17 protein-coding genes are annotated in these 24,675 nt (G+C 68.1%); 7 read left to right on the plus strand and 10 right to left on the minus strand.

Going from position 1 to position 24,675, the window contains the following annotated elements; genetic code table 11:
* Window positions 1–6 precede the first annotated feature (6 nt).
* On the plus strand, window positions 7–501 hold the full coding sequence (locus C471_RS15070; RefSeq protein WP_004050458.1) for a phosphopantetheine adenylyltransferase: 495 nt from the start codon (window positions 7–9) through the stop codon (window positions 499–501).
* The gene (locus C471_RS15075) at window positions 498–1,034 is read left to right on the plus strand and encodes a hypothetical protein (protein ID WP_004050460.1); all 537 of its coding nucleotides are present in this window, start codon (window positions 498–500) and stop codon (window positions 1,032–1,034) included. The genes C471_RS15070 and C471_RS15075 overlap by 4 nt, the downstream gene beginning before the upstream one ends.
* Before the next feature lie 30 nt (window positions 1,035–1,064).
* On the opposite strand, the gene C471_RS15080 is transcribed toward C471_RS15075, so the two are convergent.
* Window positions 1,065–2,507: an FAD-dependent oxidoreductase gene (locus tag C471_RS15080; protein WP_004050462.1), complete on the minus strand. Its 1,443-nt coding sequence runs from the start codon at window positions 2,505–2,507 to the stop codon at window positions 1,065–1,067.
* 378 nt (window positions 2,508–2,885) lie between these two features.
* Here C471_RS15080 and C471_RS15085 point away from each other — a divergent pair, with 378 nt between their 5' ends.
* On the plus strand, window positions 2,886–5,390 hold the full coding sequence (locus C471_RS15085) for a heavy metal translocating P-type ATPase (protein WP_049909509.1): 2,505 nt from the start codon (window positions 2,886–2,888) through the stop codon (window positions 5,388–5,390).
* Window positions 5,391–5,671: 281 nt separating this feature from the next.
* Here the strand turns inward: C471_RS15085 and C471_RS15090 are convergent, their stop codons facing one another.
* The 6 genes from C471_RS15090 to C471_RS15115 all read right to left on the minus strand — a co-directional run bounded on the left by C471_RS15090 (window position 5,672) and on the right by C471_RS15115 (window position 14,219).
* A complete protein-coding gene (locus C471_RS15090) occupies window positions 5,672–6,292 on the minus strand; it encodes a class I SAM-dependent methyltransferase (RefSeq protein WP_004050466.1) in 621 nt (206 codons plus the stop codon).
* Between the two features lie 250 nt (window positions 6,293–6,542).
* Window positions 6,543–9,485, minus strand: a complete 2,943-nt coding sequence (locus C471_RS15095) for a PAS domain-containing protein (RefSeq protein ID WP_004050467.1) — start codon at window positions 9,483–9,485, stop codon at window positions 6,543–6,545.
* A 301-nt stretch (window positions 9,486–9,786) separates the two neighbouring features.
* On the minus strand, window positions 9,787–10,287 hold the full coding sequence (locus C471_RS15100; protein ID WP_004050469.1) for an MOSC domain-containing protein: 501 nt from the start codon (window positions 10,285–10,287) through the stop codon (window positions 9,787–9,789).
* A gap of 319 nt (window positions 10,288–10,606) precedes the next feature.
* Window positions 10,607–11,077 carry an FKBP-type peptidyl-prolyl cis-trans isomerase gene (locus C471_RS15105; protein WP_080505617.1) on the minus strand — a complete coding sequence of 157 codons (471 nt, stop codon included), beginning with the start codon at window positions 11,075–11,077 and terminating at the stop codon, window positions 10,607–10,609.
* Between the two features lie 74 nt (window positions 11,078–11,151).
* Window positions 11,152–13,032 carry a glutamine--fructose-6-phosphate transaminase (isomerizing) gene (gene glmS, locus C471_RS15110; RefSeq protein ID WP_004050473.1) on the minus strand — a complete coding sequence of 627 codons (1,881 nt, stop codon included), beginning with the start codon at window positions 13,030–13,032 and terminating at the stop codon, window positions 11,152–11,154.
* A gap of 2 nt (window positions 13,033–13,034) precedes the next feature.
* On the minus strand, window positions 13,035–14,219 hold the full coding sequence (locus C471_RS15115) for a sugar phosphate nucleotidyltransferase (protein WP_080505618.1): 1,185 nt from the start codon (window positions 14,217–14,219) through the stop codon (window positions 13,035–13,037).
* A 97-nt stretch (window positions 14,220–14,316) separates the two neighbouring features.
* On the opposite strand from C471_RS15115, the gene C471_RS15120 reads away from it, so the two are divergent.
* Genes C471_RS15120 through C471_RS15130 form a run of 3 tightly spaced genes read left to right on the plus strand, consistent with a single transcriptional unit; the run spans window position 14,317 to window position 17,899 of the window.
* Window positions 14,317–14,697, plus strand: a complete 381-nt coding sequence (locus C471_RS15120) for a response regulator transcription factor (RefSeq protein WP_004050477.1) — start codon at window positions 14,317–14,319, stop codon at window positions 14,695–14,697.
* The gene (locus tag C471_RS15125; RefSeq protein ID WP_004050479.1) at window positions 14,694–15,950 is read left to right on the plus strand and encodes a HEAT repeat domain-containing protein; all 1,257 of its coding nucleotides are present in this window, start codon (window positions 14,694–14,696) and stop codon (window positions 15,948–15,950) included. Before C471_RS15120 ends, C471_RS15125 begins: the two co-directional genes overlap by 4 nt.
* Window positions 15,947–17,899 (plus strand): glycosyltransferase family 2 protein, encoded by a 1,953-nt coding sequence (locus C471_RS15130; RefSeq protein WP_004050481.1) that lies wholly within the window; start codon window positions 15,947–15,949, stop codon window positions 17,897–17,899. Before C471_RS15125 ends, C471_RS15130 begins: the two co-directional genes overlap by 4 nt.
* A gap of 47 nt (window positions 17,900–17,946) precedes the next feature.
* Here the strand turns inward: C471_RS15130 and C471_RS15135 are convergent, their stop codons facing one another.
* Window positions 17,947–19,062: a sensor histidine kinase gene (locus C471_RS15135; protein ID WP_049909515.1), complete on the minus strand. Its 1,116-nt coding sequence runs from the start codon at window positions 19,060–19,062 to the stop codon at window positions 17,947–17,949.
* A gap of 255 nt (window positions 19,063–19,317) precedes the next feature.
* On the opposite strand from C471_RS15135, the gene C471_RS15140 reads away from it, so the two are divergent.
* Window positions 19,318–21,552, plus strand: a complete 2,235-nt coding sequence (locus tag C471_RS15140) for a hypothetical protein (protein ID WP_152421918.1) — start codon at window positions 19,318–19,320, stop codon at window positions 21,550–21,552.
* Between the two features lie 54 nt (window positions 21,553–21,606).
* Here the strand turns inward: C471_RS15140 and glmU are convergent, their stop codons facing one another.
* Together glmU and C471_RS15150 are read right to left on the minus strand one after the other, a co-directional pair.
* Complete coding sequence (glmU, locus tag C471_RS15145) at window positions 21,607–22,836, minus strand: bifunctional sugar-1-phosphate nucleotidylyltransferase/acetyltransferase (protein WP_004050487.1); 1,230 nt, start codon at window positions 22,834–22,836, stop codon at window positions 21,607–21,609.
* A gap of 330 nt (window positions 22,837–23,166) precedes the next feature.
* Window positions 23,167–24,390, minus strand: coding sequence for an orc1/cdc6 family replication initiation protein (locus C471_RS15150; protein ID WP_004050490.1), 1,224 nt, complete (start codon window positions 24,388–24,390; stop codon window positions 23,167–23,169).
* Between the last annotated feature and the right edge of the window lie 285 nt (window positions 24,391–24,675).

Below are 24,675 nucleotides of genomic sequence, written 5' to 3' on the forward strand. Positions count from 1 at the left end.
GTATGCATGAACGTCGCGCTGGGCGGTACGTTCGATCCCGTTCACGACGGCCACCGGAAGCTGTTCGAACGGGCGTTCGAGCTGGGTGACGTGACCGTCGGGCTCACGTCGGACGAGCTCGCGCCGAAGACCCGACACGTCGAGCGGTACGTCCGCCCGTACGACCGCCGGAAGCGCGACCTCGAAGCCGAGCTGTCTGTCCTCGCCGACGAGCACGACCGCGAGTTCGAGGTCCGCGAGCTGACGGACCCCACCGGCATCGCCGTCGAGCCCGAGTTCGACGCGCTGATCGTCTCTCCGGAGACGAGAGGCGGCGGGGAGCAGATAAACGAGATCCGCCGCGAGCGCGGCCACGACCCCCTCGAACTCGTCGTAGTCGACCACGTCCCGGCCGAGGACGGCGAGCGCATCTCCTCGACGCGGATCGTCGCCGGCGAGATAGACGAACACGGCAACCTCACCCCCGACCGGGACGGCCGGGGCGCGACTCGTCCGGAATGACCGCGGGCGACGACGCTCCCGACTCCGGACGCCTCGCCGCCCTCATTCGCGTCGCGCTGGGCGAAGCGGGGTTCGAACGCGCCGCCGTCTGGAGCGCGGTCGGCTTCGCGGTCTCGTACGTCGCGTTCGACGTCGCCTCGATCGCCGCCTCGACGGCGGCCTCGCTGGGAGCGACGGCGGTCCCGCAGGGTCTCGTCGCTCCCGTCGCCGGGGCGGTCGCGGTCCTGACCGCGGTCGGCGTCGCCGCCTTCGCCGCGGTCGGCGGGGGCGTGCTCCCCGCAATACTCCTCGCGTACGGCCCGTTCGCGGCGGCGCTCCTGCGAACGACCGGCCCAGAACCGTACGCGATCCCGCTCTCCGACCCCGTACCCTTCGTCGTCGCCGTGGCCGAACCGCTCGGCGCCGCCGTCGCCGGTGCGGTCGCGGTCGGCGTCGCCGGCTACGCGGTCGGGCGCGTCGTCGCCGGAATCGGGGGCAGCGAGGAGGAACCCGACTCGGTCTTTGCGGACGACAGCGCGGACGCGGACGACTGATCCGAACCGCTGATCGACTGATCCGAACCGCTACGTCTCGTCGAGCGTCCCGTTGAGCACCTTCGCGGCGACGAGGATCGGGTCCCACACCGGTGAGAAGGGCGGCGCGTACGCGAGGTCCAAGCGTTCGACTTCGGGAACGGTCATGTCCGCCTCCAGCGCGGTCGCGAGCGTGTCGATCCGAATCGCCGCGCGATCGGGCCCGACGATGCTCCCGCCGATGAGGCGTCCCGTGTCGCGGTCGGCGACGAGCGTCACGTCGGTCGGCGCCGCACCGGGGTAGTATCCGGATCGAGAGCCGGCGGTCACGGTCTCGCGGACCGGGTCGAAGCCGGCCTCGCGGGCCGCCTCGTCCTCGGTCAGCCCGACGCGGGCGGCCTCCATGTCGAACGCCTTCACGGCCGCGGTGCCCGCGATATCGCCCACGGGCGAGGGGTCGCCGGCGACGGTGGCGCCGACCGCCCGCCCGGCCCGGTTGGCGGTGAGCCCGAGCGGCATCCACGCCTCCTCGCCGGTGACGGCGTGGATCGCGGTCGCGCAGTCGCCCGCGGCGTACACGTCGGGGAGGCTCGTCCGCCCGTACTCGTCGGTGCGGATCGCGCCGCCCTCGCCGGTCTCGACGCCGGTTCCGTCGAGGAGTTCGGTGTTGGGCCGGATTCCGACGCCGACGATCGCGAGGTCGACCGGGAGCGTCTCGGGGCCGTCCGCGCCGCCGAACGCGATCCCCTCGATCCGGTCGTCGCCGACCAGTTCCTCGACGGGAGCGTTCGTGTGGACCGTCACGCCCTTCGCCTCCAGTTCGGTCGCGACGCGCTCGCCGACCGCCTCGCCGAAGTCCGAGAGGAGGTGCCCGGACCGGTGGAACAGGTGCACGTCGAGCCCCCGGCCGGACAGCGCCTCCGCCATCTCGACGCCGACGTAGCCGCCGCCGACGATCGCCCCCGTCTCGGGGGCCGGCATCGCGGCGTTGCGGTCGACGCGATCGCGGTCGACCGCGCTCACGTCGGCGCGGTCGGAGTCGTACGCGTCCGGCTCCGCGATGTACGCGTCGATCGCGGCCGCGGCGTCCATGTCGTGGAGGGTGAACGACCCGTCCAGTCCGCGCACGTCGAAGGACCCTATCGAGGCGCGGCCGCCCGTGGCGACGAGGAGGTCGTCGTAGGCCTGCTCGACGGAGTCGCCGTCGGCGGTCTCGACGGCGACGGTCTTCGCGTCCGGGTCGACGGCGACGACCTCGTGGCCGCGCCGGAGGTCGATCCCGCGCTCGTCGACCTCGCTCGGGGACAGCGAGAGGAGGTTCGACATGCGCTCGACGCGCCCCTCGATGAAGTACGGCATCCCGCAGTAGGCGTACGAGATCCACCGGCCCTTCTCGAAGACGACGACCTCGCGGTCGGGGGCCTCGCGGCGGAACTTGCTGGCCGCGCTCAGCCCGGCCGCGTCCGCACCCACGACGACGAACGGATCGGTCATAGATAGGTCGACGACAGGAGGTCGTAAAAAGCCACCCCGCAATGCGGACGAGGTCGACTACTCGGCGTCGACGATCGTCTCGCCGGCGACGAACCGCTCGACGCGCTCGCCGTCGGGACCCCACACGTTCGGAGGTTCCGTGCAGGCGCGGCGTTCACCACCGATACGTTTGGTCACCGCAGGGAGCACTTGGACGAGAAAGCGACGACGACTCGCCCTCCGTCCACGGCCAAAGCCGTGGGTTTTTGCCTTTCATCTTCTAAATTCGGATGACACTCTCCCGATCGGTCGACTCGGGGATCACATTGAGGATGTACCATCGTCTCTCTTCAGACTGGTCCGGTGTCGGACAGACAGGTGGACTCACCGCTTCTGATCATGACCGATAGCTGTGACCTGTGTGGTCGAGAGGTCCGATCGCCCACGTTCGAGACCGTCGGTGAACGATCGTTCTGTTCGAGCGGGTGCTACGACGTGTATACGACGCTCGGGGCGGCCGACTCCTCCGACGCGGCCGGGCCCTCGACTGAGAACGGGACGGACAGAGAGGCGGACGCGATCCATTCCGATCAGCACCGCTCTCGGACGTTCCTCCGGATCGACGGCATGTACTCCGCGACGTGTGAGGCGTATCTCGAATCCCTCGTCGAGAACCAGAAGGGGGTGATCAGCGCCGAAGCGAGCTACGTCACGGAGACAGTCCGAGTCGACCACGATCCGGAAACCGCTTCGAAGGACGCGTTGCGTGACGCGTTGAGTACGCTCGGGTACACGGCATACCTCCGTGACGACGCCTCGTCAGAGGCGGGCGAGACCGGTGGCACGACTCGCCGAGCACGGGAGATGGACGGTATTCGAAAGCGCAGAGACGACCAACTCTTGGGCATGCGATACTCAGTTGGATTCCTCTTCGGTGCGTTCCTGCTCGTGCCGTACGTCGCAATTCTCTACCCCGCGCACCTCGCCTCGATATTCGACTGGCAAGCGCTCGAAATATTCGAGGGTGCGTTCCGGCTGAACGGCCAGGGCGCGTTCGTGTTCCTCCGGCTGTACTTCGTCATGACCGGTCTCATTCTCGTTTTTACCGGCCTCCCGGTGTTGCGTGGCGCCTACATCAGTCTTAAAATGCGGCGTCCAAACACCGATCTGTTGGTGGCGATCACCGCGATCAGCGCGTATGCGTACAGCACGGCCGCTGTCGTCCTCGGGCGGAACGACATTTTCTACGACCTCGCGATCGTCGTCACGGCCGCGGTCACCGCGGTTGCGTTCTACGAGTCGTCTATCAAGCAGCGCGCGCTCGATCGCCTTACGGAGCTCACGGTCTCACAGATCGAGCGCGCACGGACGTACGGCTCGGACGGGGAGACTCAGGAGGTTCGCGTCGAGGACCTCGGTTCGGGCGATGTCGTGCTCGTCCGACAGGGCGAACGAGTCCCGGTGGACGGGGAACTGATCGAAGGCGGCTGTACCGTCGACGAAGCGATCGTTACCGGGGAGTCGCTCCCGGTGCCGAAACGCGCCGGAGACGAGGTCATCGGGGGATCGATCGTCACCGACGGCGCGGCCTTGGTCCGCGTCGGCCCGGACGTGACGAGCAGCATCGATCGGATAACGGCTGCCGTCTGGGACCTGCAGAGCGCGACTCACGGCGTCCAACGCCACGCCGACCGACTCGCGTCGTACGCGGTCCTCCTCGTCGTCGGAGCCGCCGCCGCGATCAGCGGCGCCGGCGCGATCGCGTTCGGCAGGAGCGTGTCAGACGCGTTTCTCCTCGCACTGCTGGTCCTCCTCGCCGGGTCGCCGTGGGCCCTCGGACTCGCGACGCCGCTCTCGGTCGCGAAGAGCATCGCAAGCGCGCTGCGGCGAGGGATCATCATCTTCGACGAGACGGTCTTCGAACGGCTTCGAGACATCGACACCGTCGTCTTCGACAAGACCGGGACGCTCACCACCGGGGAGATGGAGGTGATCGAGGCGGACGCGCCCGCGGATCTTCTCGACGCCGTCGCATCGCTCGAACAGCGGGCGTCACATCCCGCCGCAAACGCCATCACCACGGCGTTCGCCGGCGGGACTGCGGCGGGCCACGGCCTCGACGATCGGTCGGAGGTAGCCGGTGACGACAACGACACGGAGCACCCCGGCCGGGTGAGCGAGTTCGTGAACCACCGGTCCGGTGTCGAAGGGGTGATCGACGGAACCGCGTATCTCGTCGGAAACCTCGAGCTCTTCGCGGAACGGGGATGGACCGTAGAGGACGACGTCCGCTCTCGCGTCGCCGACGCTCGGGGCTTCGGTCAGCTTCCGGTCGTCGTCGGTCGCGACGGGGCCGCGGAGGGGCTGATCGTCGTGGGCGATGAGCCGCGGGACGGCTGGGGCGAAACGATCTCTCGGCTCGGTGCGCGAGACGCGGATGTCGTCGTTCTGACGGGCGACGACGAGGAAGCGACGGACTTCTTCAAGCGGCACGAGGACGTGACGCACGTCTTCGCGACGGTCCCACCGGAGGGAAAGACGGCGACGATCCGGCGGCTCAAATCGGACGGCCAGGTCGCGATGGTCGGTGACGGAACGAACGACGCCCCGGCGCTCGCGGCCGCGGACCTCGGCATTTCTCTGGGCGGCGGCACGGCGTTAGCGGCCGACGCCGCCGATATCGCGATCGTCGACGACGACATCCGCTCCGTCGAAACCGCTTTCGACCTGGCGGGCGCGGCTCGCCGTCGCGTGAAACAGAACAACGCCCTCGCGTTCTCCTACAACGGAATCGCCCTCTTGGCGTTGGCCGCCGGGTACTTCACCCCGCTGTCGGCGGCGTTCGCGGTCATCGTCGGCGGTGGTCTGGTCGCCGCGAACACACGGCGGACGCTGCTCCGGTAGTACTCCGCGAGGCCCGACCCACGCCGCGACGGGGTGGGGGTCGAAGCCGTACGCCTCGGCGTTCGCTCGGAGCCGTCTGACCGCCGCCTTCACGTCGGCGATCTGACGGTCTTCGATCGTGGCGGGGGGAGACGCCTCTCGGAGGCTGATTTTCCCGGATCGGTGCTGAATGGCACCTCCGTGTCCCCAGCGATTACTGCCAGCCGGTAGCTCACACTCGCCGTCGCACACCCCCATTCGGCCGCGATCCGCCCGAGATCGGGGGCGTTCGGGTTTCGAAGTTAGTCAGACACGCGAAAGGTCCGCGTGGTGTCCCTGTCCCCGCGGACGACATCGACTTCGACGAGACCGAGCGAGGTGAAGATGCGGCCCCAGTCTCGGTAGTACAGGGGGGTGTCGTCGTCGACGTAGTTCACGTCCGGGTCGGGCGACGACGATTCGCGTATTGGGTCCTCGATCTCCGCCGTGATGAGAACGTCGTCGGTGATTCGAGCCACTTCCTCGAAGACCCACTCGACGTCGGGGTGTAGGTGCTGGAGCGTTTCGACCGAGTAGACCGCGTCGAACTGCCCGTCGTCGAACTCCGCGACGATGTCCTCTATCGGGTCGCAGTGGAACGTTCCGTCGGCGGCGAGTGCGGGATACGCCTCCCGCATCGTGTCGAACGCCTCGTCGTTGATGTCGATGCCAGAGAGGTTCTCGAAGCCGTGGTCGGCGAGGTGTGCGAGGTGACGGCCCGAACCACACCCGAGTTCGAGGACGGTTGCGTCACGGGGGAGGTGCTCACCGAGACTGTCCCGGATCAGCGTACTCGTCTCATTGGGACCGTAATATGCGTAGTACGCCGGCGAGTATTCGCCCGCCCGGTTTTCCCACGTGTCTCGGACGGTGTCAGGATCCACGTGTAGCGACCTTATCCGTAGAGGTAAAACGCCGTCGGAGAGCGGTTAATCATGGAACACGGAGGCGAAGACCAACGTGCGGGCAGCAATTAGAGCCGGGCCGCTCTCCCGCGGTGTGAACACGACCGGCGATCTGTTTGTTCGTCGTACTCCTTCACAGAAGGCGCGGTCGATGACGGCCGACACCCGATCACCCGACGAACGCCGCTGGCGAGGCGGATGTCGACGAATCCGATGAGCCGAAAATCCCCTACGCTGTAACCTCGAGACCCGTGATCTCGAATCGTGCGCCGCCATCCGTCCCCTCTGTGACGCCGATCTCCCAGCCGTGGGCGTCGACGATCTGTTCCACGATGCGGAGTCCGAAGCCGGCGCCGTCTTCGGCGGTCGTGTACCCCGTCGTGAACACGGTCTCGCGATCGGATTCGGGAATACCGGGACCGTCGTCTTCGACGTAAAGCCCGCCGTCTAGCCCCCCGACCGTGACCGTGACGTCGGTGTCTCCGTGCTGGCGAGCGTTCTGGAGCAGGTTCTCAAAGAGCTGGGTAAGCCGATCCGCGTCCGCCTCGATCGCCGTCGGTAGCTCATCCGTGTCTGCGTACTGGAGCGTGGCTTCGGCCGCACCGTCGGCGACGATCGACCATGCGTCGTCGACGACGTTCTCGATCACCACCCGGTCCACCGATCCGATATCTTGACCTTCCCGAGCCAGCCAGAGGAGGTCGTCGATGATCTGTTCCATCCGTTCGGCCGCGGACTCGATCTGCGCGAGGTGCTCGCTTTCGCAGTCGTCCTGAGCGAGTTCGACGCGCCCCCGAATAACGCTGAGCGGCGTTCTGAGATCGTGGCTCACGACGCCGGTGAACTCCTCAAGCGATTCGTTGTGCCGTTCCAACTGCCGTTCCATCCGCTTTCGCTCGGTGATATCGACGAGGACGCCGGAGAATCGGATCGGATCTCCGTCCGCGTCGCTTGCCACCTGGCCGCGAGCGAGTACCCACCGCAGCTCGTCGTCAGCGTTCCAGACACGGTACTCCGTCTCGTAGTCGCCACACGCCGCCACCGCAGCCTCGATCCGATCTTCGACCCGATCGCGATCGTCTTCGTGGATCTTCGCGACGAACTGATCGAGTTCGACTCCCCGTTGGGCTGACTCCGGGTCCACGCCGAACGTCCTCGCGAACTCTTTCCCCGCAACGAGCCGATCGTCCGTGATATGCCACTCCCACGTACCGACGGCCCCCGCTTCGATCGCGTTCTCTAACTGAGCGTTGGCGGTCCGGAGTTCTCGCTCGCGCTCTTTCTGCTCGGTGATGTCTTGGATAAAGCCGCGAACGGTTTGCTGCTCGCCGTCGGCAAGCGCTTTACTTCGTATTCGCACCCACCGCTGGTCGCCCTGGGCAGTGATCAGGCGGAGCTCTTCTTCGTATGATTCCCCGTGCTCAAGCGCCGCTTCGACCGCCCGTTCGATCGCGGGCCGGTCTTCGGGATGGAAGAAGTCGAGCCCCTCGTGGACCGTTGGCTCGAACGCCTCGTCGACGCCGTGAATCCGGCGCGTCCCGGCCGTCCACACGAGCGATCCATCCGCGTTGAGCTCCCACGCGCCGAGGTTCCCCAACTGCTCAGCCTCCGTGAAGAAGTCGCGAATTCGTTCGAGTTCGTGTTCGCGTGCAGCCTGCTCGGAGACGTCGCGACCAACACCAACGACCGCGATCCCCTCCCGGTTGGGAACCGACAAGCGGGCCTTCCGGAACTCGTACGGGACCGACTCGCCCTCCGCTGTGATCACGTTCGCGCGAACCGACGCCGAACCGGTCTCGACCGTCTCCTCGATGCTCTCCCTGATCCGGTCGCGGTGTTCCTCGACGAAGAACTCGGTGACGTCGATCCCGTCGATTTCCGCCTCCGAGTAGCCGCTTATCTCCGGAATGCGATCGTTCCAGCGGCGGAGTTCGCCGGCTTCGCTCAACCCGTAGTAGACGTCCTGTAGCGCACCCAGACTTTCGTTGATGAGCTCCTGTTGGCTCTTGAGTTCTCGTTTGCGTCGGACGTGCTCTGACACGTCGGTGATGAACCCGTCGATCACCTCCTCTCCAGTTACCGGGTCCTCGATCAGTTGCCCCTGATCGTGAACCCACCGCGTGTCGCCGTCTTTGGTGACGATGCGATACGTCGAATCGAACCGTCCCGTCGCTTCAATGCCCTCGCTGTGATCGGACCAGAGGTCCTCTCGGTCGTCTTGGTGGATAATCTCCTCTGCGAGGACGACGTCGTCTTCCAGTTCTGCTGACGTGTAGCCCGTGATCGACTCGGCGTCGCCCTTGACGAACTGGAGCGGGTACTCCGGGTCGTACTCGTGGCGGTACACGTACCCCGGGAGGTTCCCGATGATCGTCTCGAGGTGGAGCGTGCGCTCCTTCTGCTCCGTGATATCGCGGACTTGCCCCACGATCCGTGCCACGTCACCGTCTTCGTCCAGAACGGGCTGGGCGCCGCCGCGGACCCACCGCTGCTCGCCGTCCGGCCGGACCACTCGGTACTCGATCTGAGACGCTTCTCCCGTCGCGAGCCGTTCCGCCGACGCACGGACTCGTTCCCGGTCGTCGGGGTGGACGTAGTCGAGGAACACTGTCGGGTCTTCCCCGAGCTCCTCGACCGATCCGTCCCAGATCTCCTCGTACGCCGAGTTGATAAAGAGCAGTTCGCTCCAGTCACCGCTGAACATGAACAGAACATCGTCCGTCCGTTCGGCGACTTCCGAGAGCTTCTGTTCGGTCTCTTGGACCGCCTGCCGAGAGCGGTGCTGTTCGACGGCGTTGCTGATCCGGTTGGCTAGAACCGTGTACTGACTCGTCCCGGACTCCTTCTGAAGGTACTCAGTGACTCCCATCGAGATGGCTTCGCTGGCGATCTCCTCCGAGCCCTTGCCCGTGTAGAGAATGAACGGCAGATCGGGATACCGCTCGCGGACGGATTCGAGAAACTCGATCCCGTTCTGTTCGGCCATGTCGTAGTCTGAGACGACGCAGTCGATGTCGTGAGCCGCTAAGCGATCCATCCCCTCGCCCGGACTGGTCGCTGTTTGAACGGTGATCCGGTCGTCCTCCCGGCTCAGGTAAATGCCGACCAGCTCACCGAATGACGGATCGTCATCCACGTGGAGGACGCGGATGGAGTTGGCGGATCTACTCATATTACTACGTGTCAAAACGCCCCGGGTTTAAGTAGTGAACGAGCGGCTCGTTGTTTAAACACGAGATTTCCAGAAACCACCGGGGAATCGCGAGACGATCGGGCGTTCTCTCAGCGATGGGGAACCGTCACCGGGGTGTCGAAATAACGGCCGAGGCGTCGAAATAATAGCCGAAGTGTTAGCTGTCTGTCGACTCACCGGCCTACAGAGGGCAATGCCCCGGTTCTCTCACCCGGAGGCGGCCACAGAGCGGCTTCCCGCAGGCGGCTCGCCGAGAGCTCGGAACTCGATCGGAGACAGTTCACCAGATGATCTCGTCATCGACGCCGATCGTTCCGGATTCGATGATACGTGCGTCGAGACCGCCGCGGTGTGTCAACGCCTCCGCAGCGTCGGGCTGGTCGGCGAGCGACTGCATATACCCACACGGCTCACACAGTCCGATCCCCTCCAAAACGACCTCTCCGACGTGAAACTGCTCCCCGACAAGGTGGTTGAGCGAGACCTCGCGGGTCGTGATGTTTCGTCGGTGTTCTCCCGGGCCAAAATCGACGCCGTACTCCTCGTGTGCCGCAGCGAGTGCTTCCGCCTCGATGAGCGTCACGTCGCTCGGTTCGAGGTCGTCCCGTTCGTTATAAATTCCATCTCCCTTGTAGTACCGATCTCCTTCGAGTCCGCGACCGGCGGCCGCTTCGACCGAGTCGCGCGGTTCGGGACCCCCGCCGGTTTCCGGGATGGTGTGTATCGCCTCTACCGACCCGATGCGGGAGAGTTCGCGTCCCTCCACGTCTGGAGTCGTCATAGCGGAGCCTCTCTCGCGGTTCGACATAAATACGGCCGTGCGTCCGATGGCCGGTCGAGCCCTCATCGTGCCGCTAGCGCCGATCGCTCAAAGTGCCTCTGTCCGCCCTCAAAGTGCCTCTGTCCGACCTCAAATACCTCTGTCCGACCTCAAATACCTCCGTCCGACCTCAAATACCTCCGTCCGACCTCAAATACCTCCGTCCGACCTCAAATACCTCCGTCCGACCTNGTCCGACCTCAAATACCTCCGTCCGACCTCAAATACCTCCGTCCGACCTCAAATACCTCCGTCCGACCTCAAATACCTCCGTCCGACCTCAGTTGACGTCGACGATCTCGACGTCGAACGTCAGCGTTTCGCCGGCGAGGCGAGGGTTGAAGTCCACCCGGACGACCTCCTCGTCGACGTGGACGACCTCGCCCTGGCTGCCGTTCTGGGCCTCGAGGTAGGAGCCCTCTTCGGGCGTCTGGCCGCCGAGCATCTCCCGGAGCTCCTCGGTGTCGAACTCCTCGACGTTGTCGTCGCTGGGCTCGCCGTAGGCCTTCTCCGGCGGAATCGTCAGGGTCTCCGTCTCCCCGGCCGCCAAGCCGATCAGGCCCTCCTCCATTCCCTGGATAACCTGTTCGGCGCCGATTTCGACAGTCAGCGGCGCATACTCTCGTTCGGGCTGAGCCTCGGCCAGCCCCGTCTCCTCGGCGACGGACTTCCGGGAGGTGTCGAACACCGTTTCGTCCTCAAGCCGTCCCGTGTACTCCAGCGTCACAGAATCGCCAGTAGCTATCGTCATACGAGCGTGAGGTGTGCCACACGGAAAGGTTATTGCATCGAGAGACGGGCGCCGTCGCCGGGGTCGGGCGGGCCTCACTCCACGGTGACGCTCTTCGCCAGATTTCGCGGCTTGTCGATCGGCCGCCCCTTCTCGTTGGCGACGTGATACGCGAACAGCTGCAGGTACACGTTCGCCACCAGCGGCTCGACGACGCCCACGTCGGGCACGTCGAACGACGCGTCGAGGGTGTCGTACTCGTCGCCCGCGGAGACGCACCCCAACGCCGGCGCGCCCCGCGTCTGCGCTTCGGTGACGTTGTTCATCGTCTCGTCGGCCCGTGCCCCGTCAGTCAACACGGCGATCACGGGCGTCTCTGGCGTCACCAGCGCTAACGGACCGTGTTTGAGCTCGCCGGCGGCGAACCCCTCCGCGTGATCGTAGGAGATCTCCTTGAGCTTCAACGCGCCCTCCAACGCAACGGGCACGCCGAGCGACCGGCCGACGAAGAAGAACGCCTCGCTGTCCTGAAACTCTCGGGCGGCCTCCCGCACCCGCTGCTCCTCGTCGAGGACCTGCTGGACCGCGCCCGGAAGCCCCTGCAGGTCCTCCAAGACTGAGCGCGCGTCGGCGGCCGCGAGCGCGCCGCGGTCACGCCCGATCGCCACCCCGAGCATCGCGAGCGTCGCCACCTGCGAGGCGAACGTCTTGGTCGCGGCCACGCCGATCTCCGGGCCGGCGCGGATGAACGCGGTGCCGTCGACCTCTCGCGTCACCGTGCTCCCCAGGGTGTTCGTCACGGCGAACGTCCGGGCGCCCGCGGCGTTCGCGCGCCGGATCGCCCCGAGCGTGTCGGCGGTCTCCCCGCTCTGGGTCACGGCGACCACCAGCGTCCGGTCGGGCGTCCGCCCCGCACCGAACTCGTACTCGCTGGCGATCTCGACGGTCGCGCGCACCCCCGCGAGATCCTCGAACAACTGCGCTGCGTACCGACCCGCGTAGTAGGAAGTCCCGCAGGCGACGATCCGGATCTCCTCTAAGTCCGCGAGAAAGCCCGGCGGGAACGACACGTCCAAATCCACGTCGCCGGCGTCCACGTCCAACCGCCCGGCGAGGGTCTGCCGGAGCGCGGTCGGCTGCTCGTGGATCTCCTTGCGCATGTAGTGCTCGTAGCCGCCCTTTTCGGCGGCGTCGGCCTCCCACGTCACCGTCTCGGTCTCGCGGTCGACCGCGTCGCCGTCAGCGTAGACCTCGACGCCGTCGGGCGACAGCGCCGCCACGTCGCCGTCCTCGAGATAGGTCACGTCGCGGGTGTGCTCTAAGAACGCGGTCACGTCGCTGGCGACGAACGACGCGTCCTCGCCGCGGCCCAACACCAGGGGGCTCCCGCGGCGCGCGACGACGATCCGGTCGTCGCCCTCGCGGACCGCACAGATCCCGTAGCTCCCCTCCAGTCGCCCCTCGACCCGCCGGACCGCGGCGAGGAGGTCCGCGCCCTCACCGCCCTCCTCGCCGCCGGAATCGGCGGCCAGTTCCTCCTCGATCAGGTGCGGGATGACCTCCGTGTCCGTGTCGCTGGTGAACTCGTGGTCCGCCAGCTCCGCTCTGAGCGCCTCGTAGTTCTCGACGATGCCGTTGTGGACGACCGCCACGTCGCCGACGCAGTCCGTGTGCGGGTGCGCGTTTGCGTCCGTCGGCGGTCCGTGCGTGCTCCAGCGCGTGTGGCCGACGCCGAGCGTCGCGTCGGGCACGTCCGGCACCGACAGCGCGTCGACCTCTCCCGACCGCTTCGCGAGGGTGAGTCCGCTCTCCGGCCCCACGAGCGCGACGCCCGCGGAGTCGTACCCGCGGTACTCGAGGTTCTTGAGGCCGCGATGGACGATCTCGCCGACGCTGCCCGGCGTCTCCTCGTCTGTCGTCTCACCGCCGCCGTCAGCCGCGTGCAACTCGCCGATGTAGCCGATGATCCCGCACATGATCAGCCCCTCCGGACGACGGCGTTCGGTTCGACGCGCCCGTCGACCACGACGCCCGCGTCGGCCCGCACGTCGTCGCCGACGACGGCGCCGTCGGTGAGCGTCGCGCCGCCGCCGATCGACGCGTTGTCGCCGACGACGCCGCCGAGCGTCACGTCGCGGTGGACGGTGTCCCCGACCACGACCGTCGACACCCCTCCGGTGATCGTCGCGTTCGGCCCGATCTGCGCGTTCCCGGCGACGACGGCGTCGCGGACGACCGCCCCCGGCCCGATGACGGCGTCGGGGAACACGACGGTGTTCTCGACGACCGCGTTGGCCGCGATCGTGACGTTGCTACCGATCGCCGTCGCCCCGCTCAGGGTGGCGTTCGGCCCGACGCGAACGTTTCCGGCGAGGACGACGTCGTCCGCGACGGAGACGGTGTCGCCGATACGCCGTCCCGTCGTCGGGGCTTCGCGGGCGTGGTCGGTGTCGTGGATCAGCGCCGCGTTCACCGTGAGAACGTCCCAGAGGTTCGACACGTCGAGCCACCGACCGTCGTAGCCCAAGCCGGTCACCTCGTCCCGCTCGGCCAGGTCGTTCAGCGTCGCGGTGATCGCCAGCTCCCCCGTCGCGTTCGTCGCCCGGATCGCGTCGAATATCGCGGGCGAGAAGCCGTAGACGCCGGCGTTGATGCGGTTGGTGTCGACCGGTCCCTCGGGCTTCTCGTCGATGTCGATCACGCGGTCGCCGTCCAGTCGGACGACGCCGTAGTCACGCGGGCGCTCCACGGCGGTGACGGTCACCAGCGGCGCGTCGCCGTCGCTGAGGCGGTCGCGGACGGCCGACACCGCCTCGGCGTCGACGAGCCGGTCGCCGTTGAGAACCACGAAGGGGCCGTCGACGACGGGTTCGGCCTGTAACACCGCGTGTCCCGTCCCCAGTTGCGTCGACTGCTCGACGTACTCGATCGTCACGTCCCAGTCGTCGCCGTCGCCGAAGTGGTTTCGGATCCGCTCCTGTTTGTATCCGACGACGAGGACGATCCGGTCGATGCCAGCCGCGACCACGGCCTCGACGACGTGTTCGAGCAGCGGGCGGTTCGCGACGGGTACCATCGGCTTCGGTCGCCGGTTCGTCAGCGGCTCCAGCCGGCGTCCCTCCCCCGCGGCGAGGACCACCGCGGTTCCTGACTCATCACGCATACGTCACCCCTCGCCCGCCCCGGTGTTAAATGGCTCGCGGCCCCCGCGCCGGGCGGTGTAGAGACAAGGTAAAGTAGATCTGACGTGTATACCGCCCGTGACGAAATCGGCCGTCATCGCGGACGACGACGAGACGATCCGGTCGATCCTCGAGTACAAACTGTCGAACGCGGGATTCGAGGTCACCGCGTGCCACGACGGCGAAGCGGGCCGCGAGGCGCTGAACGACCCCGACGCAGACCCGGACATCGTCGTCCTCGACGTGATGATGCCGCGGCTGAAGGGGACCCAACTGCTCCGGGCGGTGCGGCGCGGAGAGCTCGCGGTCGACCCCGACGTTCCCGTCGTCATGCTCACCTCGCGCGGCCAGGAGGCGGACGTGCTCGAGGGGCTCGAGTCCGGCGCGAACGAGTACCTCACGAAGCCGTTCAGCCCCAACGAGCTCCTCGTCCGGATCGAACGTCTGGTCGAGGAATGAGCGTGGACCCGTCGAGCGTCCCTCTCCCGCCGTTTTCTTCCCCGGTCCTCCTCTCGCTGCCGGGGCCGCTCTCTCGGGGCCTCGCGCTCGCCGCGGTCGTCCTCGGGTCGCTCCTGCTCGCGGTAGTGATCGTGACGGTCGGCTACTCCCTTCGTGCGGCCCGTAGCCGCCGACGGCGGACCCCGGCCCGCGAGACCCTTCGGTCAGAGCTGCTCGACCGGCTCTACGGGCGCGACGACCCGGCGTGGGACGAGTGGGTCGCCGGGCTCTCGGCGCTCGAACGCGACGAGCTCGAGTCGCTGCTCGACGTGTATCTGCGCGAGCTCGAGGGCGGGGACGCCGACCTGTTGGCCGAGCTGGGAACGGCGTTGGGAATCGACGAGCGCGCGCGCCGCGAGATCGCCGACGGCGGCTACTGGGACCGGCTACACGCGCTCGTCTGGCTCGCCCTACTGCGCGATGCGCCGGACCGCGACCTCCTCGAGACGCGCTGCACCGACACGTCCCGCGAACGCGCTGCGGCTGCACGGGTGTTGTACGCCGCGGGGACGGACGACTGCGCGACGGCCGGCGTCGACCTGCTGTTGCGAGACGACCCCCGTTCCTTCTCGGTGTTCGGCGTCGACACGCTCTACCGCGTCGCGGAGCGAGACCCGACGCCGTTCTTCGAGCGGGTCGCCGCCGACTTCGACGAGTGGGAGCCGTCGCTCCAGCGACAGGCGCTGCTCGTGGTCCGCCACCTCACCACCGTCGTCGGCGGCGCCGACCGATCGTGGATCGTCGGAGCGCTGTCGAGTCCGGACCCGAGCGTGCGGTCGGCCGCGTGGCGGGCGCTGGGCGCGTACGGCTGGGACCGGGGCCTCCGTGACGGAGTCGACCTCTCGGCGATCGGAGAGGATCCCGTCCCCTCCGTCCGCGCGAACGCGTACCGAGCGCTCGGCGCCTGGGGCGACGGCGAGGCGACCGCGGCGATCGAGTCCGCGGCGACGACGGACCCGGACGCCCGCGCGCAGGTCGCGGCCGCGGAGACGCTGGTCGCGAACCGAGGGACGGACGATCCCCCGTCCCGGCGAGTTCCGGGTAGCGAGTGGGTCGCCGGCCCCGAGGGCGTCGCCTCCGTGACCGACGAGTCGGCTGAGACCGAGCCCTTCGGCGCCGCGTGGGCGTGGGCGACCGAACACGCACGGTTCGACCGGCTCGCGCGGGACATCTCCGCGGAGCGCGAGCGGCTCCACGAGGAGGTGCGCGGATGACGACGCTCGGATCGGTCGCGACGGCGGTCATCGCCGGGTCGGGCTTCTTCATCGTCACGTACTACCTGCTGATCAACGCCGGCTACCTGCTGATCCACGCCCTCGCGCTGCTCCAGCTCCGCGACAACGTCCGCGAGTCGGCGTGGAAGCCGTCGTTCCGCGCGTTCGACAGCCCGTTCTATCCGGGCGTCGCGATGGTCGTGCCGGCGTACAACGAGGCGACGACGATCGTCGAGAGCGTGCGGTCGATGCTGGCGCTCAACTACCCCGACCAGGAGATCGTCGTCGTCAACGACGGCTCCTCCGACGCCACCCTCGACCGGCTCGTCGAGGCGTTCGGGCTCCGCCCGGTCGACGCCGAGGTCCCGTACGACGTGCCTTCGGAGCCGATCCGCGGCGTGTACCGCTCGGCGATCCACGAGGACCTGCTGGTCGTCGACAAGGAGAACGGCGGGAAAAGCGACGCGCTCAACGCCGGCGTCTGGCTCACCGAACAGGAGCTGTTTTGCGCGGTCGACGCCGACACCCTGATCGACCGCGACGCGCTGTTGGACGTGGTCGCGCCGTTCCTGGAGGAGCCCTCGCGAACGGTCGCCAGCGGAGGCACCATCCGGGTCGCCAACGACTGCGTGGTCCAGGACGGGCAGGTCAAGGAGGTCAACCTCCCGAAGACGGGACTTCCCGGCGTGCAGGTGATGGAGTACCTGCGGGCGTTCTACTCCGGGCGGCTCGGCCTCGCCCGGCTCAAGGGGCTGATCCTCATCTCCGGCGCGTTCGGCGTGTTCCGGACCGACCGCGTCCGGGAGATCGGCGGGTACCGACACGACACGATCACCGAGGACTTCGACGTGGTCGTCCGGCTCCACGAACACCTCTCTGACGCCGACATCGACTACCGGATCGAGTTCGTCCCGGAGCCGGTCGCGTGGACGGAGGTGCCCGACAACCTGCGGACGCTCGGCCGCCAGCGCCGCCGCTGGTACCGCGGGATGATAGAGACAGTGTTCGCCAGCCGTCGGATGTTCTTCCGGCGGCGGTACGGTCGGGTCGGGACGGTCGTCCTCCCGTTTTTCACCGCGGCCGAGGCGCTCGGTCCGCTCATCGAGGGGCTCGGATACGTGCTGCTCCCGATCGCGTGGTACCTGGGCATCCTGAACGTCGAGTTTTTCCTGGCGTTCCTGCTGTTGACCGTCGGGGTCGGGGTCTTCCTCTCGTGGTTCGGCGTGTTCAGCGAGGTGTGGAGCTACAACCGGTACGAGTCGCCGCGGGACGTGCTCCGCCTGCTCTGGTACGGCGTCCTGGAGAACTTCGGCTACCGCCAGTGGAAGACGATCGTCGCGTGGCACGGCCTGATCGAGTACCTGCGCGGCGACCAGTCGTGGGGGGTCATGGAGCGGCGCGGGTTCGGATCCGAGGGCGAGACTTCGGCGGCGGCCGCGGCGGCTCCGGTCGCGGGCGCAAGAGGAGACGGCGCCGAGACCGTGGCCGACGACTCCGCCGCCACCAGCGGATTCGTGTGGATCGACTGGCTCTCCGAGGCGCCCGACACCGACGGGATTCGGTGGCTCGACCGAGTCGCGAGCGACGGGGCGCCCGGGCGGTTCGTTTCGGTCGCCGATCCGGCCGTCGGCGTTGGAGACGGCGGGTTCGTCTGGACCCGCGACTTCGCCGACGGCGTGGGTGACGGCGGGTTCGTCTGGATGACCGATCCCTCGGACGGCGCGGGGGACGGCGGCTTCGCGATCGCGTCCGACGGGGACGGCGTGCTTCGGCTCGTCGAGACGGCGGACTTCACCGACGGTCTCGGCGACGGCGGGTTCGTGTGGACGACCGATCCCGACCTCGGAGCCGGCGACGGCGGGTTCGTCTGGACCCGCGACTTCGCGGAGGGGACGGGCGACGGCGGGTTCGTGTGGCTCGTCGGTGCGGCCACGGGTGGCGACAACTGAGCCGCGACGACTGAGCCGCGACGACCGAGCCGCGACGGGCGCCGCGCTCAGTTGCCGTCCACGCCGTGATGGATCGGCTCGGCGGCGTTGACGTCCGTCACTTCGAACCGGGTCCCCGCCTCGGAACTCGTGACCGAGAGGTCCCATCCGTGGCCGGAGACCACGCGCTGGACGACCAGCAGCCCGAGGCCGAACGACTTCACGTTCTCCGCGTCGGCCTCGACGAGGGCGCTCTCGACTTCCGGCGGGAGTCCCGGCCCGTCGTCGGCGACCGCGAAGCCGCGTCCGTCCCCCGTCACCGTCACGGAGACGGTCGGCCCGCCGTGCTCGACGCTGTTGCGGAACAGGTTCTCGAAGAGCCGCCGGAGGCGCATCTCGTCGGCGACGACCGTCGTGTCGGGCGCGAGCTCAACCGTCAGCGTGGCGTTCCGGGTTTGGACGGTGTCCCACGCGTCGCGGACGAGCGGTTCGAGCGCGGTCTCGGTTCGCTCGCCGACGTCGGCCCCCTCCTTCGCCAGCAGCAGGCACTCGGCGATCATCGACTCCATGCGGTCCAGCGAGCTGCGGACGCGGCCGAGGAACTCCGCGACCTGCCCGGACACCGCGTCCTGCGCGAGCTCGGTGAAGCCGATCGCGCCCGCCAGCGGATTGCGGAGGTCGTGAGCGACGATGCCGGCGAACTCGTCGAGCCGATCGTTCTGGTCGCGGAGTTCGGCGTAGTGTTTCTGTCGTTCGAGCTCGGCGCCGACCCACTCCGCGAGCACCGAGACGAAGTCGCGCTCCCGGTCGGTGATCGGGTCGGACCTGGGCTCGTCGTCGGAGAAACACAGCGTCCCGTACGTCTCGCCGTCGACGTCGACTTCTGCGCCGACGTAACAGCGGAGGCCGGTCGCCTCGAGCGCGGCGTCGTCGCGGTACTCGCTGTCGACCGCGTCCGCGAACCCGATCGTCTCCCCCGTCCCGACGACGTGCCGACACCACGTCCCGTCGAGGTCGACGACGCCGCCCTGCGCGTACGGACCGCCCTCGATGTTCGTCTCGACCACCTCGTACCGTCCCTCGCCGGTGTACGAGAGGACCCCGTTGTCGACCCCGAGGTACTCCCGGCCGACGCCGATCGCCCGCTGGATCCGCTCGTCGGTGGTCAGGTCGCGCGCCGTCAGCCGCAACAGGCTCTCGAACGGGTCGGGGCGGTCGGAGCGGTCGAGACGGTCGGGACGGTCGGGGCGGTCGGAGGTGCCGGTCATGGTCGAGAACGTCTCCACCGTTCCTGCGGGGCCACCAAAACCCATCGCTGTGCCCGGGAGCGCCCGTGAGCGACCCGGAGCGTCCGAACGCGTTCGTCGGCGGCGCTCGGCGACACCGGGCTCTCGCCGAGGCGTGGCCAACGTTATGACCGTCCGGCGAGTGGATGGGTCGTGCGCAGACGCAGATTCCTCGGTCGCGTGGGCGTCGCCGGAGCGATCGGCACCGCCGGCTGCGGATCACGGGGCGACGGTGGTCCGGGAGATCCCTCCGAAGCGCCGACCCCGCGCCGCTTCCGAATCGGCGACGACGGGTTCGAGGTCGCAGTCGGCGACGGTCCGTTCACCGAACTCGGCGTCCGCGGCGTCAATCTGGGCATGGCCAAGCCCGGACGCTTCCCCGGCGAGGCGGCGATCACCCGCGCGGAGTACGACCGCTGGCTCGCGGCGATGGGCGAACTGCACGTCAACGTCGTCCGGGTGTACACCGTCCACCCGCCCGCGTTCTACCGGGCGCTCGCGGCGTACAACCGCTCGCACGCGGAGCCTATCTACGTCCTCCACGGCAACTGGATCGGCGAGGAGACCCTCCGCGAGGCGGGCGACGCCACGTCGGTGTCGGCCGCGTTCGACCGCTCGTTTCGGCAGGTGATCGACGCCGTCCACGGCGCGACGACGGTCGCTCCGGAGCCCGGCTACGCGAGCGGGACGTACGACGCCGACGTGAGCGACTACGCCCTGGGGTACGTCGTCGGCATCGAGTGGCCGCCGGCGGTGGTCAGGGAGACGAATAGGGTCGGCCAGCCGGACGGCTCCGAGGGCCAGTACCTCACCGCCCCGGACGCGCCCCCCTTCGAACGGTGGCTCGCGGCGCGACTCGACGCCGGGGTCGCCTACGAGATCGACGAGTACGGCGCGCAGCGGCCGGCGGCGTTCACCAACTGGGTGACGACCGATCCCCTCTCTCACCCCTCCGAGCCGTTCGTCGACGAGGACGCGGTCAGCGTCGATCCCGACGCGGTCGCCGCGACCGACGCGTACGACGCCGGGACGTTCGCGGCGTACCACGTCTATCCGTACTACCCGCCCCTGCTGAACGAGACGCCCGAGTACGTCGACTACGTCGACCACCGCGGCGAGCCGAACAGCTACGCGGGCTACCTGAACGACCTCGTCGGCGCCACCGATCACCCGCTGCTCGTCGCGGAGTTCGGCGTACCCTCGTCGCGCGGGATCGCACAGAGAGACGTTCATGGTCGCGATCAGGGCCGTCACACGGAGGCCGAACAGGGCGAGATACTCGCCGCGATGTACGAGGACGTCCGCGAGGCCGACACCGCCGGCGGGGTCGTGTTCAGCTGGCACGACGAGTGGTTCAAGCGGACGTGGAACCTCGCCCCCTTCTCCGATCCCAACCGCCGCCCGTTCTGGTCGAACGTCCAGACGCCCGAACAGCGGTTCGGCCTTCTCTCGTTCGACCCGGCAGACGCCGTTCCGCTCGACGGGTCGCCCGACGCGTGGGAAGACGCCGCGGTTGCGACCCCCGAGAGCGACCCCACCCGAATCGGCGACGGGGGCGACGACGCCCGCGAGCTGACCGCGGTGCGGGTCACGAGCGACGCGGCGTACCTCTCCGTCCGGCTCGAATTCGCGGACCTCGGTGCGGGCGTCGACTGGAGCGAGACGAACTACCTCCTCGCGCTCGGGCTCACCGACCGCGGGGCGCGGGTCCTCCCGTACGACACGGCCGCGACCGCGCCCGCCGACTTCGTCGTCCGGCTCGGCGGCCCCGACGCCTCTCGCGTGACCGTCGACCCGCGCTACGACGCCTTCGCGTACGAGTACGGCGCGGCGGCCGGCCTCGACCTCGACCGGTACCGCGATCCCGATCCCGGCGTCTTCGCGCCGCTGCGGATGGTGATCAACCGCGGGTACACCGTCCCGGAGACGGGCGAGCGCGTCCCGTTCGAATCGGTCGAGACGGGGCGGCTCCGCTACGGCAACGGGAACCCTGACTCCCCGGCGTACGACTCGCTGGCGGACGTGCACGCCTCGCCGTCGACCGACGCGATCGAGGTCCGGCTCCCGTGGCTCCTGCTCAACGTCGCCGACCCGAGCCGCCGCCGGCGGCTCGGCGACTTCTGGAACGAGGGACTCGACGCGTACGAGACGTTCGAGGCGATCGAGGTCGCCGCGGCGTCGTACGTCCCGGCGGACGCCGAGGGAACGGCGACCGCGCTCGACGCCCCGACGAACCTCACGCACGCGGTCCCCGGCGTCGCGGACGGGGAACTGCGGTCGCTGTCGTTCGCCCCGCCGACGTGGGACCGACCGGCGTACGCGGAGCGGCTCAAGGAGTCGGGCCGTGCGGTTGGTGAGGTCTTCGAACGGTACACGGGGCGGGAGTGAAGAGTCGGGTCGGCGGGATCGCGCACGGCGCTATTCGCGGGATCGTGCCCGGCGCTACTCCGACGGCCGGTCGCGCGTGACCGCCTCTCCGAGCCCGGTCGTCTCGCCCGCGCCGAGCTTGACCCCGGCGTTCAGCGACGTGTTGATCCCGGTCTTCGCCCCGTCGCCGACGATCGCGCCGAGCTTCCGTCGCCCGGTGTCGACGCGGTCGCCCTTGACGGTCAGCCGGACGTTCTCGCCGTCGTGCCGGAGGTTGGCGACGTTCGTTCCGGCGCCGAAGTTCACGTCGCGGCCGAGCACCGAGTCGCCGACGTACGAGAGGTGGCCGACCGAGGCGTCGGCCATGAGCACGCTGTTTTTGATCTCCACCGAGTGGCCGACGTGCGCGTCCGGACCGATCACGGTCGACCCGCGAACGTACGCGTTCGGCCCCACGTCGGCGCCCTCGCGGATCAGCGCCGGCCCCTCGACGTAGGCGCCCGACCGGACCCTCGCCCCTTCCTCGACGGCGACCGGGCCGCGCAGGTGGACGCCCTCTTCGACCGTGCCGGCGACCGCCTCCGCCGTGTCCGCTGACTCGTCCCGCGCGTCGAGCTCCGCGAGTGCCAGCTCGTTGGCCTCCAGCAGCTCCCACGGGCGCCCGACGTCGAGCCACGTCCCCTCGTAAGGCGCCACGTCGATCCGGTGGCCGTCGTCGAGCAGGAGGTCGATCGTCGTCGTGATCTCGTATTCGCCGCGCTCGCTCTCGGGCGTTTGGTCGATGTACTCGAACACCTCGGGCTCGAAGGCGTAGCAGCCGACGTTCGCGAGGTTCGTCGGCGGGTCCGCGGGCTTCTCGACGATCCCCGCGAGCGAGCCGTCCGCGGCGGTCGAGAGCACGCCGTACGCCCGCGGGTCCGCGACCTCGGTCGCCGCGACCGCCGTTCCCTCCGCCTCGGCGAGCGCGCGCGCGAGCGACGCGTCCACGACCACGTCGCCGTTGAGCACCAGGAAGTCGTCGTCGACGACGGGCTCCGCCTGCGCGACCGCGTGGGCCGTCCCGAGCGCCTCCGCCTGCTCGACGTAGTGGACCGGATGCCCTCGGTACGACTCGCCGATCCGCTCGCGGATCGCCTCGCCACGGTAGCCGGTGACGACGACGAACTCGCCGACCACGTCGGCGGCGGTGTCGAACACCCGTTCGAGCAGCGAGCGATCGCCGACCGGGAGGAGCGGTTTCGGACGACGGTCCGTCAGCGGTCGCATGCGAGTCCCGCGGCCGGCCGCGAGCACGACTCCGTACATGTCCGGAGCCGACGGTGGGACGGGGCTTATCGGCTGCGGTCGGAGAATATCGCGGAGCGGGTGCGTGAGGCGGTCGGCGGAGAGCGCCGCACACAGTAGCGCGGATTTCGGAGTCGCGGACGGGTCTCCGTCCCGTACGTGTCCGCGGTCTGCTCGCGATCGAGAGCTCCGTCTCCCACACCACCCCACCCCACCCCACACCACCCCACCCCACCCCACCCCACCCCACCCTGTCGAGTGTTCTCGAGCGGAAGATCGGTGGGATGTGAGAGGTCCGCGTCGGGGCTCCGCCGAGCAACCTCCGTGGGCGGTCGACGTTCCCTCACCCCACTATGTCGAGTGTTCTTCGAGCATGCGGGCCACCTCTCGCGGGAACGCGATGTCTTCAAAATCCTTGACCACGCCGGTAACGAGCTCGAGGGAGACGTTGAACTCGTATTCGTAGTACTGACCGCCGGCACGCCCCTCGTTCCGCGCGTGTCGATCGAGAATACCGAGCATCGCGAGGTCAGCGAGATGGTCGTGCATCCGTCGGCGAACGAGCGGATCCACGTCGGAGTGTTCCGCGATACGTCGGTACAACGGGAACACGTCGCGGACTCTCGCGGGCGTCTCGTCTTCGAGGGCTAACTGGAGCGACGCGACCAGCGAGAGGTGTCCGTGCTTCGTTAGCTCGCGCATCCCGTGTTCGATCTGACTCTGTTCAAGGGCGTCCTTGGCGCGATACACCTGCGATTCCGTGATCCGGTCTGCCCCTTCCGACCGCGTGAGTTCGCCGGATTTGTACAGCAGGTCCAGCGCCTGTCGCGCGCTTCCGGTGTCTTGCGCCGCCATCGCCGCACAGAGAGACACCACGGCATCGTCGGCCGCGTCGTCGTAGAAGGCGCCGTCCGCACGCTCGCGGAGGATCGCTTCGAGTTCCGGCGCGTTGTACGGCGAAAAGTGAATCTCCTCTTCGCACAGCGTGTCCTTCACTTTCGGCGAGAGGTCGTCACGAAATCCGAAGTCATTGCTGATCCCGATCACGCCCGGCTTCGTGTCGTCGAGATACCCGTTCGAGCGGGCACGCGGAATCTCGTATAAGATTTCGTCGTTGCTGCCGATGTGATCGATCTCGTCGAGGACGAGGAGGACCGTTCCGCCGACCCGATCGAGCTCCTCATAGAGAATGTCGAACACCCGCTGTTGCGGGTAGCCAGTCGTGCTGATCCGACCGTCGTCGGGGCGAAGCGTGTTGACGAGGTTAACCGCAACCTGATACGACGACGAGAGATTCGTACAGTTGAGCCAGAAGATGGACAAATCGACATCGTCGTACGCGGCGGTGTCTCGCTGGAGCTGTTTCAGCAAATACCGTGACACCGCGGTCTTTCCGACGCCCGTTTTTCCGTAGAGGAAGATGTTCCGCGGCTGCGCTCCGTTTATCACCGGTTGAAGGGCCGTCTTGTAGGCATCGAGCTCCTGCTCTCGCGCCGTGATCGAGTCCGGCTGGTAATCCTCCCGGAGCACGTCCTCGTCTCGGAAGATGTCCGTGTCGCGAGTGAACGTCGCCATCGGTTTGATGATTCCACAACAGTGATCGTCATAAAACCACCGTGTCGAATGTTTCGAGTGATCTGTAGATCGGCGGCCTTCCCGAAGATAGCACTCGACAGCATGGGGTGGAAACTCCACAGCATGGAGTGGAAACACCACATGGAGTGGGAGAACGTGATCGCGAAGGGGAGTCAGAGCGGTCTAGTCGCGAGCTCGTCACCCTGACCGAAGCCGGCGATCCCGCATTCTGTCACCGCTAAGCGCCTCAAAGAACACTCGACAGGGTGGGGTGGCTCGGAGTCT

This window comes from Halorubrum saccharovorum DSM 1137 (genome assembly GCF_000337915.1).
Lineage (GTDB): Archaea > Halobacteriota > Halobacteria > Halobacteriales > Haloferacaceae > Halorubrum > Halorubrum saccharovorum.